The following is a 15,432-nucleotide window of genomic DNA, read 5'->3' on the forward strand; positions in this document are numbered from 1 at the left end:
CCGTGTGAACGTTGCGAACGGCCTCTAGCCGACCACTTTCCACATCTTCAGCGGGCTGCCTTTGCCAAGGTCGATCGGTTGCAGCCAGGCCGGGATCTTTCCCTTGTCGAGCTGAGAATAGAAGCCGTTCGGGGCGTCCGACTTGAACAGGGTCGACTGGCTCATCATCGGGCAGACGAGCACATAATCGGACCGGTACTTCTTGATGATCGCATGCGCCTGGTCCGGCGACCACATGAAGGCGTGCATCATGTCGATGATCTGAGTGCCATTGCGATGATAGGGGCCGGTGATCGAATAATGATGGGTGACGGTGATCAGCCGCGGGGCAAGGTCACCGAAGGTGAAGACGATGCCTTGCGGCTGCTGCGCCACCGGTTTCATCGCCCACAGCGACGGGCAGAGGTTGTTGGCCAGCCCGATCTTCTTGTCGCGCGGCGTCTGGGTCTTGTCGGGGATCTGGTCGAGGATGATCGGGGCCGCCGCGCCTAGCCCGCCCAGCACGATCAACGTCGTCCCAAACACCCGTACGATCGTGTTGTTCGACGCGAAGGCACGCGGCGCCCAGGTCCACACGAGCGCAACAGCGCCGGGAATGGCGAGCATCTGCGCCGCCGGCCCTGTGCGCGTCTGCCAGAAGAGCAGCAGGGTTGCCGCGATCGCCGATAATGCGACGCCGGCGACCTTGAGCAGGCGGCTCCAGTCGCGCCGAGCTTCCCAGACGAGCAGCGCCCAGCCGATGGCCCCCGCAATCGGGAGCGCCAAAGTGAATGTCGCCGTCCGCCAGCCGTGCGCGTAGATCGGCCGCGCCTCACGGACATGGCTGAGCCAGAGCTTATAAAGCTCCGGCGAAGCGCCTTCGAGCCGCGACAGGCAATGCGGCCAGGCGAGTGCATGGAAAGCGGCGATCGCGATTCCGGCGGCCGCTGCGGCGCCGAGCCGGATCTGCCATTTCACAGGCGACCAGGAGGCAAGGCAGAGCAGGAGCGCGCCGCCGAGCAGGGCATCGGACATCCAGACCGGCGACAGTGCGTCGCAGACCGGCCCGCGGTTGGCGTAGGAGGCGAAGACGAGGAAGCCGAGCGCGGTGCCGCCCGCCAAGGTCACGGCATAGGTCGCCAGCCGCCGCCTTTCGTCCCGGTCGAAAATCCAGAACAGCACCAACGTCACGCCGCCGAGCGCCAGATAGATCAGCATCTCCAGCCCGATGCTGAGCGACAGTGCCGTGGCGATGCCAAGCACGACGCCGCCGCGGGCGCGCTTCTTGTCGGCAATCCCGGCACAGCCGAGCGCCAGCAGGGCCAACTGCCAATTGTGATGGTCGATCCGAGTTGGCTGGAACATGCCCATGGTCGAGCCGGCAAAGAACAGGCAGCCGATTGCCAGCGGCCATGCCGCCGGCGCCACCAGGCGACGGATGATCAGGCTGAGCGACGTCATCATCAGCGCCAGCGGGATCAACGGCGCGACGGCGACCGCCATCTGCTCCGCATGGGGGCCGGTTATGAACAACCGGCCAAGCAGGATCAGCCCGGCAATCGGCAGGTCCACCAGACGCGACCAGTGGATGTTGATGCCGTAGGGGGTGTTCATCTTGTATTGGCGAAGGTCGAACCAGCCCTGCCCGTTCATCCAGGCGCGGACCTGGCTCATCCGCATATTGTCGTCGGTATCGGTGAGGATGAAGCCGCGGATGTAATTCCAGCGCGAATAGATCAGCCAGGCGCAGAACAGCGCCCAGGCGATGAGCAGCAACAGACGCCAGCGGCGGTCGAAAACCTGTTTGAGCTTTTCCATAAACGCCTGGCCGACCCCATGTTCTTGCGCTCTTCGCTGTTTCGCGCTCTAGCGTGGCCCGAGCCTAGGACAAGCGGCAGACGATGAGCGACCACGAATATTCCCACGATTTCTATTCCTATATCGACGCCGGGTCGCGACGGTCGGCGCGCGCCGTCGCCTCGATCCTCCTGCCGGAAATGAAAATTACGAGCCTGCTCGATGTCGGCGCCGGCCACGGTGCCTGGGCTGCAGAATGGCTGGCGGCAGGCGTGAAGACTGTAGTGGCGGTCGATGGCGACTATGTCCAGGCCGACCAGCTGGCGATCCCGAAGAAGAACTTCCGCGCCCACGACCTCTCGACGCCGCTCGATCTCAAAAAGAGCTTCGACCTGGTGCAGACCCTAGAAGTCGCCGAGCACTTGCCTGAGGGTAAGGCCGAGCTCTTCGTCGACAACCTTACCCGCCACGGCGACGTCATCCTCTTCTCCGCCGCCGTCCCGCACCAGGGTGGCGAACATCACGTCAACGAACAGCCGCCCGAATATTGGCGCGAGAAGTTCGCGTCGCGCGGCTATGCGGCGTTCGACTTCGTCCGGCCAAAGCTCCAGGGCCAGAGCGAGGTCATGCCCTGGTATCGCTTCAACAGTTACGTCTATGCCAATGCGGCGGGCCAGAAGCGGCTGTCGAAGGCAATGCTGGCGAGCCGCGTGCCTGACAGCCAGCCGCTCGAAATCGGCGGCGACTTCGCCTGGATGCTGCGCCGGGCAGCAGTGAGGCTGATCCCGACCTCGCTGGTCAAGCCTGTGGCCATGGCCAAGGCAACCATCGAGGCACGGCTGAAGAGGTGAAGAAGCATATCGACCGCGCGATGGCCGACCCGGAGGCCCGCGCCGCCTTCGGTCAGCTCATCCGCTACGGCGTCATCGGCGCGCTGATTACCATCGGCGGCCAGGCGATCTATTACGTTCTGGCCGAAACCCGGACAACGTCGCCACTCGTCGCCATCGCCATCGCCTGGATCGTTGGTGTCGTCGTCGGCTATTTCGCCCATGGCTGGATTAGCTTCGCCGGACACGGGACACGGGACGATCACGCCGCCACCGGCACCCGCTTCGTCGTCGTCAACATCGTCGGATACCTGCTCAACAGCTTCTGGGTCTGGCTGTTAGTGGAGCGCCTTCTTGGGCCGACGTGGTGGCCGATCGTTCCCAACATCGCGTTGACGCCGCTGATGACCTTTTGGCTTCACCGCCATTGGACCTTTCGCTGAGGCGACGATGCCGAGCCCACGCTCGTGGCTCGGCGGCTGGCCTATTCCACCCCCCTCGATTTCCTGGACGATGTAGAGCGGCCGCTGTTTCGACTGGCTGTACAGCCGGCCGATATATTCACCCATCATCGCCAGCACGAACATCTGCACCGCGCCGATGGCGACAACGACCAGCATCAGCGACGTCCAGCCGGGAATGGCACGGCCCGACAGCCAGCCGGCGAGGATGTAGATCACCAGCAGCACCGAGCCGATCGAGAGCCACAGGCCGGCATGGCTCGCAATCTTCAGCGGCGCCGACGAGAACCCGGTCAGCGCATCGAGCGCGAAACGGATCATCTTCCTGAGCGGATATTTGGTCGTCCCCGCGAAGCGCTCATCGCGGTTGTAGGGTAAGGGCACTTGGCGGAAGCCAATCCAAGCGACCATGCCGCGAATGAAGCGCGCCTGCTCCGGCATCGCCAGCAAAGCGTCGAGCGCGCGGCGGCTAATGAGTCGGAAATCGCCGGCATCCACGGGGATGTCGACATCGGTTGCCCGCGCCAGCATGCGATAGAAAGCGTGGGCCGTCGCGCGCTTGAACCTGGTCTCGCCGGCGCGCGCGGTCCTCAGGCCATAAACGACGTCTGCGCCCTCGCGCTGCATCGTGTCGATCATGGCCGGAAGCAGCTCTGGCGGGTCTTGAAGGTCGGCGTCGATGATCAAGATCGTGTCACCGCGGCAAAGGTCCAGGCCGGCGGTCAGCGCCAGCTGGTGCCCATGGTTGCGCGACAGATTGATGGCGACCAGCCGGGGATCGGCAGCCGCCAGGTCCTTCATCATCGGCCAGGTGCGGTCGCGTGAACCGTCATTGACGAGGACGATCTCATAATCACCACCGGCCGCCGACTTCGCGGCCTTGGTCAGCCGCTGGTACAAAGCGGCAATGCACTCCTGCTCGTTGAAGCAGGGGACGACGATCGACAAGGCGGTCATGGTTTCGGCTGATCCCCGGTTTTGCCGATAGCATAGAGCAGGCTGCCCGGCCCGCGCCAGACGGGAGTCATCCCATCAACCAACCGTGGGTCGATTGGCGGTACGTCGACCAGCCAGACATAATCGAAGACGCCCTTTGGGATCGCAGCGAGCGCGCGCTCGGCCGCCCACGCCTCCTTACTCTCGCATTCGGCCGGCCGTACGATCTGCGATGGGTCGGCGGTGAAATGCCCTGCTGCCTTGTAGCGGACCGACAGCAAGTTTGCGCCCTCGACGGTCCACTGGTCGTTGGAAAAGGCATGCCGGCGAACGAGAGCCATCGCCGGCAAATGCGTGTTGCGGGGCAATGCCCACAGGGCTTTGCATTCCTGACCGACGAGGCTGACGAGCGCCACGCCGCGCGGAACATGGTCGAGCGCATCAAGCTTTGCTTCCTGGTCGTTTGACGCCATCGCCAGGCTGATTGTCGTGGCGACTATGCGCAGCGCATAAAAGCCAACGGCCAGCACGGCGAGCTTTCGGGCCAACGGCATCACCGTCTCCGTCCGGAAACGGATGGCTAGGATGGCCGTGGCAATCATGAACGGCGCCAGGCGCATGTCAGCATAAGCTGATCCGAAGACGATCCGTGGCAGAATCATGAAGCCGGCGAGCAACACCAGGGCGGAAAACGCCAGGTTGCGAGAGAAAGTGAGCTCGGGGCGCCGTCGTGCCTCGACAATGACGGCCAGTAAGGCCGCGACACAGGCAAAGTCGAACCACTGCCAGCGGTCGCGCAGCGACATCATGATCCAACTGGCCTTGGCGGGCAGGTTGAACCAGTCAGCCGTGCCTCCGCTCTGCACCGTGCTCCGCCAGGTCAGCATGACCACCACTGGGCCAGCCATGACCACGGCATGGAGGGCAGCGCTAAGCGCGGCCTTCCACCAGTCCACTCCCTTGTCGTGCTGACGGACGGCTTCGGCTGAGAAAGCCAGCAATCCCAAGGTGCCCCAGCCGAAGGTATGGCAGAAGAAGAGAACGAAGCTGATGGGCACGAACAGCACCAGCCGCAGCGTCGTCCGCCCGAGGCGCCCGAGCCTCAGCCAAAGCCCGAAAGCGAGAAAAGCTAGCGCCATCGACAAGGTGAAGTTGACGAAGCCGAACAGGAAGGGATGCCCGATGGCAAAGGGAAGCGCGAATGCGGCGGTCGGCGGAAGGCGGTTGTGCACTTCGCGCGCGACCCAGAGGAACCCGCCGACAGTCAACGGCGGGATGCTCATGGCGATGAGCTTCACCGCCATTTCCAGCCCGAACAACTTGCTCAACGGAATGACGAGTATGTCGACGCCGAGATTGCCGATCAGGTGCCAGTCATAGGCATAGAAGCGTTGCAGCTCGGGCGACGAAGCAAGGTCGAGCTGGACTGTGTAGCGGCCCATGTGCCCGAGCAGGTCGACCAGGGGCGGAACCGGCGGATAGGCCAGTGGAATAACGGCGGCGAGGATCATCGCCGCGACGAACCAGCGCGTTTCCCACCAGGGCCGGGGGCCTGGCAGCGAGGGCGGCGCTGCAGCTTCCAAGGTCAGCCGCGCGTTCTGTCGCGCTGGGCCAGGAGCCGCAGGCGCAAGGCATTCAGCTTGATGAAGCCCTCGGCATCGCGCTGGTCGTAGGCGCCGGCGTCGTCCTCGAAGGTGACCACGCGCTCGCTGTAGAGGCTTTGCGGCGACTTGCGGCCGGTGACATGGACCGCGCCCTTGAAGAGCTTCATCCGCACCGTGCCCTCGACCTTCGCCTGGCTGTGGTCGATCGCTGCCTGCAGCATCTCTCGCTCCGGCGAGAACCAGAAACCGTTATAGATGAGCTCCGCGTAGCGCGGCATCAGCTCGTCCTTGAGGTGCATGGCGCCGCGATCGAGCGTCAGCTGCTCGATGGCTCTGTGGGCGGCATGGTAGATGGTGCCGCCCGGGGTCTCATACATGCCGCGGCTCTTCATGCCGACGAAGCGGTTCTCGACGAGATCGAGCCGGCCGATACCATGCTTGCGGCCAAGGTCGTTGAGTGCGGTCAGCAGGGCCGCCGGCGAAAGTGCTTTCCCATTAAGTGCGACGCCGTCGCCGCCCTTGAACTCGACGGTGATCTCTTCCGGCTTGTCGGGTGCGGATACGAAATCGTCCGTGCGCGAGAAGACATAGTCCGGGACTTCTTGCCACGGGTCTTCGAGCACTTTGCCTTCGGACGAGGTGTGCAAAAGGTTGGCATCGGTCGAGAACGGGCTCTCGCCGCGCTTGTCCTTGGGGACCGGGATCTGATTCTTTTCGGCGAAGTCGATCAGTGCGGTGCGGCTGTTGAGGTCCCATTCGCGCCAGGGGGCAATGACCTTGATGTCCGGATCGAGCGCATAATAGCCAAGTTCGAACCTGACCTGGTCGTTACCCTTGCCGGTAGCGCCATGGGAGACGGCATCGGCGCCGACCTGGTGGGCGATCTCGATCTGGCGTTTGGCAATCAATGGCCGGGCAATCGAAGTGCCGAGCAGGTAGAGCCCCTCGTAAAGCGCATTCGCCCGCATCATCGGGAAGACGTAGTCGCGGACGAATTCCTCGCGCAGGTCGTCGATGAAGATGTGCTCCTGCTTGACCCCCATGAGCTCCGCCTTGTGGCGCGCCGGCTCCAGCTCCTCCCCCTGACCGAGGTCGGCGGTGAAGGTGACGACCTCGCAATTGTAGGTCTGGCGTAGCCACTTCAGGATGACGCTGGTGTCGAGTCCGCCGGAAAAGGCGAGGACGACGCGGCGAATCGATTCGCTCATCGAGGGGGTGAAACTCCTTGGGAAATGGGGCCGCGCGCCATTGCCACCCCTTCACTTCCCATTCAAGCGGGATACAGGAATGGCGGATTATCCCTTCGTGCGGACTTTTGAGTGGGAGGTCTCCATGAAGGAATTTCTGATCGGCGCCGCCGGTATCGTGCTTGCGGGCGCAGCGATTGCCCAGGCACCCGTCGCCCAGCCCGCGCCGGCTCCGCAAGCCGTCCCCGACCGGCCGATGGCGGACCGGATCGATACCCGCGATGAAATGGTCGCCAAGGTTCGGGAGCATTTCGCGCAGCTCGACACGAACAAGGACGGCTTCTTGAGCAAGGAAGAAGCCGAGGCCGGTCATGCCGCGATGCGCGATCATATGCGCGAAAGGTTCGCCGACCGCGGCGCGCGTCGCATGGAATGGACGCAAAAGACGCGCGACCCCAACGCCGCATTCGACCGCCTCGACACGAACAAGGACGGCAGCATCAGCCGCGACGAATTCTCGAAAGCGCACGAAGAGCGCATCGAGCGCCGCGTCGTCCTGAAGGACGGCCATCCACTTCCGGAAGGCGTCGCGCCACCTCCGGGCATGCCGCACGAAGGCATGCGCATGCATCGCATGGGCGGCGGCATGATGGGCGGCCAGATGTTTGAAATGGCCGACGCCAATCGTGACGGGCGGGTTTCGCTTCAGGAGGCGACCGACGCCGCGGTCAAGCATTTCGACATGGCCGACGCCAACCATGACGGCCGCATCACGCCGGACGAGCGCAAGCAGATGCGGATGCAATTCATCGAGAAGCGCCGCGCCCCGAAGGCCGGCTGAACCTCTCGACCCGCTTGAGACAAAGGGCTCGGCTCCGGCCGGGCCCTTTTCGTTTGCACTCACGGCGATTCCCAAGGCGGGACAAATTGTTTAAGTCTTATTAACTCAATTACTTGACTTCTGATTAATGAAAGCGCAGCGGGGCAGGGCGTCTTTTGGCGCCCAGAATCCATCGGCGAGAGCGGGATTGCGCGATGAAAAAGCATCGGCGTTTCAGGAAGAGCGAGTCGGGCGCTGCGGCAGCAGAATATGCGCTCGTCCTCGCCATCCTAGGGGCCGCTCTGACCTTTGGTGCCTTGTCGCTGGGCAACGCCATTACTGACTCGCTGGGCGAGCCGAACGGCTGCGTGGCGGGCACCGTCGCTTCCAACATCAACTGCTGATCGCTTGACCTGTTGACCGCCTGCCCCGACACCCGTCGGGTCATGATCCGCGCCGCCGTCCTGTCAGCCTGCATGCTCGCAACCGCTGCGGCTGCTGCGCCGTCACATCTGCTGGCCTCGGGCGGTAGCTGGGCCAGCTTCGATCGCGGCCAATCCTGTGAGGCGGTCGCGCAGCCGCTCTTGCCTGCGAAAAAGCAGGAGTTGGCGCCGTTCGCCGCAATCGCCTTCGATCGATCAGGCCCTCGCCACGGGCAGTTCTCCGCGCAGCTGCGGCGTCCCGTCAGGCCACGCTCAAGCGTAATCCTGACGATTGGTGACCAGCCCTTCATGCTGGTTGCGAGCGGCGCTTCTGCCTGGAGCAAGGATTCTGCCCAGGAAGCCGCGATTATCGCTGCAATGCGTGCGGCGAGCGGGCTGAGGGTGGAAGCGCGCGACATAGGCGGTCGCCGCATGTCCGATCGCTATCTGCTCGAAGGCGCCCCAACCGCAATCGACGCGGCCGCGGCGGCCTGCTCGCTACCCCGGTAGAAATTCCGCCACATTCCCACTACATGGGCGGCAATCCATGAGCGCCGACACCGACCTGATGCCCATTCCGGGGCCCGTTGACCCTGTGCCCGTGCCGCGCGCGGCCGTTCCGCGTGCCGACGGCAAGGTCGAGCTTATCGGGCTCGGCAAGGACGCCATGCGCGCCGAGCTGGAGCATGCGGGGCTCGAGCCGAAGCAGGCCAAGCTCCGCGCCAAGCAGATTTGGCACTGGATCTACAATCGCGGAGTCACCGACTTCGACGCGATGAGCGATATCGCCAAGACGCAGCGGCCCTGGCTGAAAGAACGATTCGTAATCGCGCGGCCGGAAGTGGTCGAGGCACAGGTTTCGAACGACGGCACCCGCAAATGGCTGCTGAAGACCCACGACGGCCATGAGTTCGAGATGGTCTTCATTCCCGACGCCGATCGCGGCACGCTTTGTGTCTCCAGCCAGGTTGGCTGCACCTTGAACTGCCGCTTCTGCCACACCGGCACCATGCAGCTGGTCCGCAACCTCGAACCGGCGGAGATCGTCGGCCAGGTGATGCTGGCCCGCGACGCGCTCGGAGAATGGCCCAGCCAGCCCGAAGGCCGCATGCTGACCAACATCGTCATGATGGGCATGGGCGAGCCGCTCTATAATTTCGACAATGTCCGCGACGCGCTGAAGATCGTCATGGACGGCGACGGCCTCGGCCTTTCCAAGCGTCGCATCACGCTCTCGACGTCAGGTGTCGTCCCGATGATGGCGCGCGCCGGCGAGGAGATTGGCGTCAACCTTGCCGTCTCTCTGCATGCGGTGACCAAGGAAATCCGCGACGAGATCGTGCCCTTGAACCGCAAGTATGGCATCGACCAGTTGCTTGAGGCCTGCGCCGCCTATCCGGGCGCCAATAACGCCCGCCGCATCACGTTCGAATATGTGATGCTCAAGGACAAGAACGACAGCGACGAAGACGCGCGCGAGCTGGTTCGCCTCATCCGCAAGTACAAGCTGCCGGCGAAGGTGAACCTCATCCCGTTCAACCCCTGGGGCGGTGCGCCGTATGAATGTTCGAGCGAGGAGCGAATCCGTTCCTTCAGCAACATCGTCTTCGAGGCCGGCATTTCCGCGCCGGTCCGTACGCCGCGCGGCCGCGACATCGATGCCGCCTGCGGGCAGCTGAAGACGGCCGCGGAGCGCAAGCGCAAATCCCGCGAAGCCGCCTGACCGATTGCCGCCGCACTGACGCCGTGGCATCCGACAACAAATCATTCGGGGAATTTGCATGGCGTTGATCGAGAAGCTGGTCGGTAAGATCATCCGTGAAGGCCGGCTGGTGCTGCTGATGCCCGGCGGCAAGAGGCTGGAATTCGGACCCGGCGGCGGCAAGACCGTCACCGTCCGCCTTGCCGACAACAAGACCGCCTTCGCCATCGCCCGCAATCCACGCCTCGGCCTTGGCGAGGCCTATATGGACGGCCGGATGACGATCGAGGACGGCACCATCCTCGACCTGATGGAGCTGGCGACTGCCGCCAACCCCTGGGAGGATGCAAGCGCAGGCCGCAAGGCCATCGGCAAGGGCAAGAGCCGCTGGAAGAAGCTGTGGCGCGCCAAGAATGTCGCCAAGCGGGCGCGGAAGAACGTCGCCCACCATTACGACATCGGCAATGACCTCTACCGCCTCTTCCTCGACGACGACATGCAGTACAGCTGCGCTTACTTCACCGACCCCAGGAACAGCCTGGAGCAGGCGCAGCTCGACAAGAAGGCGCATATCGCCGCCAAGCTGGCGCTGGAGCCTGGCCAGCATGTCCTCGACATCGGCTGCGGCTGGGGCGGAACGGCCCTGTTCCTCAACAAGGTCGCCGGTGTCCGCGTCACCGGTGTGACGTTGTCGGAGGAGCAACTGAAGGTCGCTCGTGAACGCGCCGAGGCAGCCGGCGTCGCCGACCAGGTCAAGTTCGAGCTGATCGATTACCGCCATGTCGAAGGCCAGTTCGACCGCATCGTCTCGATCGGCATGTTCGAACATGTCGGCGGCGCGCATTACGACGAATTTTTCGGCAAGTGCCGCGAATTGCTCAAGCCTGATGGCGTCATGCTGCTGCACACGATCGGCAAGCTCGGCAAGTCGATGAACGCGCCCGACCCGTTCACCGACAAATATATTTTCCCCGGCTACCACCTGCCGTCGATCTCATCGATGGCCGCTTCGACCGAGAAATTCCGCCTCATCACCACTGATATCGAGACGCTGCGCCTGCATTACGCCTATACTTTGCGTCACTGGCTGCAGCGGACGCAGAAGGCCAAGGCGAAGATCGTCAAGCTGTACGACGAGCGCTTCTACCGCATGTGGGAATTCTATTTGTCCGGCGGCGTCGTCGCCTTCGAGTCCGGGTCGATGTGCAATTACCAGCTGCAATATGTCCGCGATCGCAATGCCTTGCCGATCACCCGTGACTACATAGCCGAAGTGGAGGCCAAATATCGGGAGCTTGGTGCACCTTCCACGAAAGCAACCGTAAAGGCCCCGCGCAGCCGGCGGACAAAAGAGGCGGTGTAGAGTAAATCAAAGTTCAGCCATAACGGTCGTACTTGCGGTCGATTTGGCGATGTGACATGAAGCCCGCGCTCGGATTGTTGCGCTGCCGTGGGAGGCCTGTCATGTCCGAGTGTATTCCACCAAAAATTAGCTGCCTGACGCCCTGATCAGCTTCGCGTGACGTCCGCGTTCCTGCTGGCCGACGCCGCGTCGGAGCTGATGCTGTTTGCTGCTGTCGGCTTCCTGCTGTTTGCTCTCGACGACCTGGCCGTCGACCTCATTTACTTTGCTCGCCGTGCGTGGCGGGCAATGACAATCTACACCCGCTACCCGCGCGCCTTCGCGACCAGCATCGCCATGCTTTGGAAGCCACGCTTCATCGCCATCTTCATCCCCGCATGGGATGAAAGTCTGGTGATTGGGCCGATGCTGAAGTCGACCCTCAAGCGCTTCGATCATCCCGACTACCGGATATTCGTCGGCTATTATCGCAACGATCTCGCGACGGCGGCGGCGATCGTCAATGTGGCCGACAAGCGAATAGAAGCAGTCGAAGTGCCGTCCGACGGCCCCACCACCAAGGCCGACTGCCTCAACCACCTTTACGATGCCCTTCTCACCTACGAGGCAGGGACCGGCCGTTCACCGATTGCAGTCGTGCTCCATGACGCAGAGGATGTGGTTCACCCCTTCGAGCTGACATTGTTCGACCAGCTCATCGACCGGGCCGCCCTGATCCAGCTCCCAGTCCAGCCGCTCGTCGATCCATCGTCGACCTGGGTAAGCGGCCACTACTGCGACGAATTTGCCGAAAGCCACGGCAAAGAATTGGTGGTGCGTGAAGCCGTCGGCGCAGCAATTCCACTGGCGGGCGTAGGTTGCGCCATAGAGCGGAACGCATTGGCCCGGCTCGCCGCCATCCAGGAAGGCCGCCCCTTCATCGGCACCAGCATGACCGAGGATTACGAGATGGGGCTCCGTCTCGGCGCGCTCGGCCTCAAAACCATGTTCGTCCGAATCCCGGCACGAACAGGTAGCAATGCCGTCGTTGCCAGCCGTGGTCATTTCCCTGCCAGCTTCGACGCCGCCGTACGCCAGAAGGCGCGCTGGGTTGGCGGCATTGCATTTGCCGGTTGGGACCGCCTCGGCTGGCGGGGCGGGCTGGGCGAGCGGTGGATGCGGATGCGCGATCGCCGTGGCCCACTGGCGGCATTGCTGATGGTCGCCGGCTACGCGGCCGTTCTGATCTGGATCCAGCTCGGCCTTGCCAGGAGCCTGGGGGCTCCTGCGCATCCAAGCTTGTCGCCCGCATTGAAATCGCTGCTCACGATTAATGCGTGGCTGCTTGGTTGGCGTGTGCTGATGCGATCCGGCTTCGTCACTGCCAACTACGGTTTGAGACAGGGGTTGGTGTCCATCCCGCGCCTGTTGGTCGGCAACCTGATCGCCATCCTGGCGGTCAAGCGCGCCCTATTCCTGCATGCCAGCGGCGGTCCCAAGAGCTGGGACAAGACCCGCCACATCTTTCCGGCCGAGGAGATTGCATCATGAGTTCATCGATCCGGTTTCTGGGATTGGCAGTCCTCGCTTGGGCGGGGGTTCGCGCGGCAAGTCTGGGTATGGTCCCGGGAATTGCCTCAACTATTTCGCCACCGGCCGAGGCCGCGACTACGCGCCTGCCACCGGTTGAGGAAACCCACTTTACGCCGCCGCTGCCGCCGATGGAGCCGGTCGTAATGGCCGGCAACGCTAATGGCCCTTATCCGGGTTATCCACCCTACGGGCCCTATCCTCAGCCGGTGGCTATTCCTTATTATTACCCCGCACCGGCACAGGTGACGGCCACACCGAAAACTCGCCCGTCGGCATGGGATGAGGTCGCCCCAACTCCCCGGGATCTCTACGATGGCTGGGCAGTCTCAGAGCCGACACCCATAACGCAAATGGCCTCGACAGCGGTTGGAACGCGGAGTGATCCTGCCCCTGCATACACTGCGCCTGCTGGCGTCCGTCCGCCGCTGCTCAAGCGCCTTGATCGCCTCCAACTGACCGCTTGGGCCCTATTGCGCGGAAGCCCCGGACCCGGCGCTCTCGCAACCGGCGGAACGCTTGGGGGCAGTCAAGTCGGTTCGCGGTTGTCGTACAATTTCACTCCGTCGCTGTCGGCTTCACTAAGATCGAGCGGCTCGGTCGGTGGCGTTCGCTATGCAGAAGCGGCGGCAGGAATCCGCTGGAAGCCGCTGGCCAATGTTCCGGTTGCACTGAATTTCGAGAGGCGGCAGGCGCTGAACCAATGGGGCGGGCGTAGCGCCTTTGCCCTCTTCGCGGAGGGTGGCCTCTATCAAACGCCGGTCTTGGGAATAGGCAGCCTCGACCTCTATGCCCAGGGCGGTGTCGTCGGCGTCAAAAGCCGCGACTATTTCTTCGACGGCGGCGCGACGATCACGCGGCCAGTGTGGAAGAACTTCTCCGCCGGGCTCGGCGTCTGGGGAGGTGTGCAGCCCGGTCTATATCGAGTCGATGCCGGACCGCGGCTGACCATGAATGTCCGTCGCGGTATTCGGCTGCATGCAGATTATCGCCAGCGGGTGGCTGGTGAGGCCCTGCCGGCATCAGGCCCGGCGTTGACGATTGCCGGTGATTTCTAAGCGAGAAGCTTAGCGGCCGTGGCCGCGCCAGCGCTTGATGGTGCGGCTGATGATGCCTTCTTCGCCACCCGTCTCGCGCCACAGGGCCGCGAAGCTCGGGTCGGACGAGGCCGGCCGCTTTTCAGGCTCCAAATCGTCGAAGCGGACTCGGATCGGAATGGCGACGCCTTCGCCGCAAACGATGCACTCTCGGTTGCGGAGCGCCGGGATGGCATCGAGGAAGCCGCGGGCGCCTTCCGGCATGGCGGCGCGGACGCAGGCCTGGTCGCGATCGTTGTTCAGGCGCATGGAGATGATCGTGCCGCACTGCGACAGCACGCCTTCGGCCAAATCCGACGGACGCTGCGTGATGAGACCAAGACTGACGCCGTACTTACGGCCTTCCTTGGCGATACGCTCAAGGATCTTGCGGACCGCCTGGGCGCCGGAATTCTCGTCCTTGGGGACGTAACGGTGCGCCTCTTCGCAGACCAGAAGCAGCGGCCTCTGCGCTTCGGTGCGGCTCCAGATCGCATAGTCGAAAACCATGCGGGCGAGCACCGAGACGACGACGCTGGTGACTTCCGACGGAACACCCGAGACGTCGACGATCGAGATCGGCTTGCCGTGTGCCGGCAGGCGGAACAGCTTGGCGAGGAACGGGCCCATCGAGTCCGACACCAGCATGCCCGAGAACATGAAAGTGTAGCGCGGATCGGCGCGGAGCTCGTCGAGCTTGTTCTTCAGTCGCTGATAGGGCGTTGTGTCGCCGGCTCGGTCGAGCTTACCCATTTCCGCCGTCAGAATCTGGCTGAAATCGGTGAGCAGGTACGGGATCGGCGAATCCACCGTCACCTTGCCGTACTGCTCGAGGTTCTTGCCCTTGGTGCGGGCGGCCAGAAGGATCTTGCCGAGAATGTCAGCATCGCGCTGCCGCTCGGCCCCATCGGTCGTGAGGAACACCTCGCAATGTTCCTCGAAATTCATCAGCCAGTAGGGCAGCTGTAGGTTGTCGACATTGAACAGTTCGCCGCAATCCTTGAACGCAGCCGAATATTCGCCGTGCGGGTCGATCATGACGATATGACCCTCGGGGCTCAGCTCCGAAATACGGTGCAGGATCAGCGAAACGCTGGTCGACTTACCGGTACCGGTCGAACCCAAGACCGCGAAGTGCTTGCCGAGCATCGGGTCGACGTAGAGCGCACCGCGGATGTCGTCGGTCGGATAGACGGTCCCGATTTCGACGTGCGGGCTGTCGTCGGCGGCGAAGATGGCGCGCATGTCTTCGGTCGAAACCGGGAAAACGGCGCTTCCGGGAATGGGATAGCGGGTGACGCCGCGGCGGAAGTTGACCATGCGGCCACCCGACGCGTTCTGGCCTTCGCCGAGAAAGTCGACGTGCGCGATGACGCCATCGTCACTATCGTCGGCGCGCAGGGTGCGGACGTTGGCGATCAGCCAGCTGCTACCGACCTTCATCTTGACCTGGCTGCCGACCTGACCAGCCATGGCGATGGACGGATCCTGATGCTCCGCCAAAGCGTGGAGCTGGGCGACGTTCATCGCGATGCGCGAGCCCGAGCCCGCGATTTCGAGTACGGTGCCAATTTCGCCGACCGAGCTGGACGGTCCGGGCACACGGCCGCCCGTCTGAGCGTTGTCATCGCTATAGCTCGACAGATGATCGACGAACTGCTGCAGGTTCGGTTGCTCGTTCATTGC

The 15,432-nt window shown here is 63.4% G+C and carries 14 protein-coding genes; 9 read left to right on the forward strand and 5 right to left on the reverse strand.

The features are described 5' to 3' along the window. Nucleotides 1–24 precede the first annotated feature (24 nt). Nucleotides 25–1,797 (reverse strand): AcrB/AcrD/AcrF family protein, encoded by a 1,773-nt coding sequence (locus LZ536_RS07460; RefSeq protein WP_249847778.1) that lies wholly within the window; start codon nucleotides 1,795–1,797, stop codon nucleotides 25–27. Between the two features lie 83 nt (nucleotides 1,798–1,880). Between LZ536_RS07460 and LZ536_RS07465 the strand changes: the two genes are divergently transcribed. Both LZ536_RS07465 and LZ536_RS07470 read left to right on the forward strand, forming a co-directional pair. Continuing rightward, nucleotides 1,881–2,627 carry a class I SAM-dependent methyltransferase gene (locus LZ536_RS07465; protein WP_249847779.1) on the forward strand — a complete coding sequence of 249 codons (747 nt, stop codon included), beginning with the start codon at nucleotides 1,881–1,883 and terminating at the stop codon, nucleotides 2,625–2,627. Continuing rightward, nucleotides 2,624–3,049 carry a GtrA family protein gene (locus tag LZ536_RS07470; protein ID WP_249847780.1) on the forward strand — a complete coding sequence of 142 codons (426 nt, stop codon included), beginning with the start codon at nucleotides 2,624–2,626 and terminating at the stop codon, nucleotides 3,047–3,049. The genes LZ536_RS07465 and LZ536_RS07470 overlap by 4 nt, the downstream gene beginning before the upstream one ends. On the opposite strand, the gene LZ536_RS07475 is transcribed toward LZ536_RS07470, so the two are convergent. Genes LZ536_RS07475 through LZ536_RS07485 form a run of 3 tightly spaced genes read right to left on the reverse strand, consistent with a single transcriptional unit; the run spans nucleotide 2,945 to nucleotide 6,815 of the window. Beyond that, on the reverse strand, nucleotides 2,945–4,024 hold the full coding sequence (locus tag LZ536_RS07475; protein ID WP_249847781.1) for a glycosyltransferase family 2 protein: 1,080 nt from the start codon (nucleotides 4,022–4,024) through the stop codon (nucleotides 2,945–2,947). The genes LZ536_RS07470 and LZ536_RS07475 overlap by 105 nt on opposite strands. Further along, nucleotides 4,021–5,586 carry a hypothetical protein gene (locus tag LZ536_RS07480; RefSeq protein WP_249847782.1) on the reverse strand — a complete coding sequence of 522 codons (1,566 nt, stop codon included), beginning with the start codon at nucleotides 5,584–5,586 and terminating at the stop codon, nucleotides 4,021–4,023. Before LZ536_RS07480 ends, LZ536_RS07475 begins: the two co-directional genes overlap by 4 nt. A gap of 2 nt (nucleotides 5,587–5,588) precedes the next feature. Beyond that, the gene (locus tag LZ536_RS07485) at nucleotides 5,589–6,815 is read right to left on the reverse strand and encodes an argininosuccinate synthase (RefSeq protein ID WP_249847783.1); all 1,227 of its coding nucleotides are present in this window, start codon (nucleotides 6,813–6,815) and stop codon (nucleotides 5,589–5,591) included. 124 nt (nucleotides 6,816–6,939) lie between these two features. Here LZ536_RS07485 and LZ536_RS07490 point away from each other — a divergent pair, with 124 nt between their 5' ends. From LZ536_RS07490 to LZ536_RS07520, 7 genes are all read left to right on the forward strand, one after another. Further along, nucleotides 6,940–7,635, forward strand: coding sequence for an EF-hand domain-containing protein (locus tag LZ536_RS07490; RefSeq protein WP_249847784.1), 696 nt, complete (start codon nucleotides 6,940–6,942; stop codon nucleotides 7,633–7,635). A 194-nt stretch (nucleotides 7,636–7,829) separates the two neighbouring features. Then, on the forward strand, nucleotides 7,830–8,018 hold the full coding sequence (locus LZ536_RS07495; protein WP_249847785.1) for a Flp family type IVb pilin: 189 nt from the start codon (nucleotides 7,830–7,832) through the stop codon (nucleotides 8,016–8,018). A 42-nt stretch (nucleotides 8,019–8,060) separates the two neighbouring features. Then, nucleotides 8,061–8,546, forward strand: coding sequence for a hypothetical protein (locus tag LZ536_RS07500; RefSeq protein WP_249847786.1), 486 nt, complete (start codon nucleotides 8,061–8,063; stop codon nucleotides 8,544–8,546). 58 nt (nucleotides 8,547–8,604) lie between these two features. Beyond that, a complete protein-coding gene (gene rlmN, locus LZ536_RS07505; protein WP_489146318.1) occupies nucleotides 8,605–9,759 on the forward strand; it encodes a dual-specificity RNA methyltransferase RlmN in 1,155 nt (384 codons plus the stop codon). Nucleotides 9,760–9,817: 58 nt separating this feature from the next. Beyond that, nucleotides 9,818–11,101, forward strand: a complete 1,284-nt coding sequence (locus LZ536_RS07510; RefSeq protein WP_249847788.1) for an SAM-dependent methyltransferase — start codon at nucleotides 9,818–9,820, stop codon at nucleotides 11,099–11,101. Nucleotides 11,102–11,257: 156 nt separating this feature from the next. Continuing rightward, complete coding sequence (locus tag LZ536_RS07515) at nucleotides 11,258–12,631, forward strand: glycosyl transferase family protein (RefSeq protein WP_249847789.1); 1,374 nt, start codon at nucleotides 11,258–11,260, stop codon at nucleotides 12,629–12,631. Nucleotides 12,632–13,215: 584 nt separating this feature from the next. Beyond that, complete coding sequence (locus LZ536_RS07520; RefSeq protein WP_249847790.1) at nucleotides 13,216–13,728, forward strand: hypothetical protein; 513 nt, start codon at nucleotides 13,216–13,218, stop codon at nucleotides 13,726–13,728. Between the two features lie 9 nt (nucleotides 13,729–13,737). Here LZ536_RS07520 and LZ536_RS07525 read toward each other — a convergent pair whose 3' ends face one another. Beyond that, nucleotides 13,738–15,429, reverse strand: coding sequence for an ATP-binding protein (locus LZ536_RS07525; protein ID WP_249847791.1), 1,692 nt, complete (start codon nucleotides 15,427–15,429; stop codon nucleotides 13,738–13,740). Between the last annotated feature and the right edge of the window lie 3 nt (nucleotides 15,430–15,432).

Origin of the sequence: Sphingomonas alba (assembly GCF_023516555.1) — a bacterium.
Taxonomy (GTDB): Bacteria; Pseudomonadota; Alphaproteobacteria; order Sphingomonadales; family Sphingomonadaceae; genus Sphingomicrobium; species Sphingomicrobium album.

What these genes read in the sequence shown, in the direction of transcription:
- LZ536_RS07485 (WP_249847783.1), bottom strand. Translation starts at nt 6,815, where the DNA reads ATGAGCGAATCGATTCGCCGCGTCGTCCTCGCCTTTTCCGGCGGACTC.
- LZ536_RS07495 (WP_249847785.1), top strand. Translation starts at nt 7,830, where the DNA reads ATGAAAAAGCATCGGCGTTTCAGGAAGAGCGAGTCGGGCGCTGCGGCA.
- LZ536_RS07525 (WP_249847791.1), bottom strand. Translation starts at nt 15,429, where the DNA reads ATGAACGAGCAACCGAACCTGCAGCAGTTCGTCGATCATCTGTCGAGC.
- LZ536_RS07460 (WP_249847778.1), bottom strand. Translation starts at nt 1,797, where the DNA reads ATGGAAAAGCTCAAACAGGTTTTCGACCGCCGCTGGCGTCTGTTGCTG.
- rlmN (WP_489146318.1), top strand. Translation starts at nt 8,605, where the DNA reads ATGCCCATTCCGGGGCCCGTTGACCCTGTGCCCGTGCCGCGCGCGGCC.
- LZ536_RS07475 (WP_249847781.1), bottom strand. Translation starts at nt 4,024, where the DNA reads ATGACCGCCTTGTCGATCGTCGTCCCCTGCTTCAACGAGCAGGAGTGC.
- LZ536_RS07490 (WP_249847784.1), top strand. Translation starts at nt 6,940, where the DNA reads ATGAAGGAATTTCTGATCGGCGCCGCCGGTATCGTGCTTGCGGGCGCA.
- LZ536_RS07510 (WP_249847788.1), top strand. Translation starts at nt 9,818, where the DNA reads ATGGCGTTGATCGAGAAGCTGGTCGGTAAGATCATCCGTGAAGGCCGG.
- LZ536_RS07500 (WP_249847786.1), top strand. Translation starts at nt 8,061, where the DNA reads ATGATCCGCGCCGCCGTCCTGTCAGCCTGCATGCTCGCAACCGCTGCG.
- LZ536_RS07465 (WP_249847779.1), top strand. Translation starts at nt 1,881, where the DNA reads ATGAGCGACCACGAATATTCCCACGATTTCTATTCCTATATCGACGCC.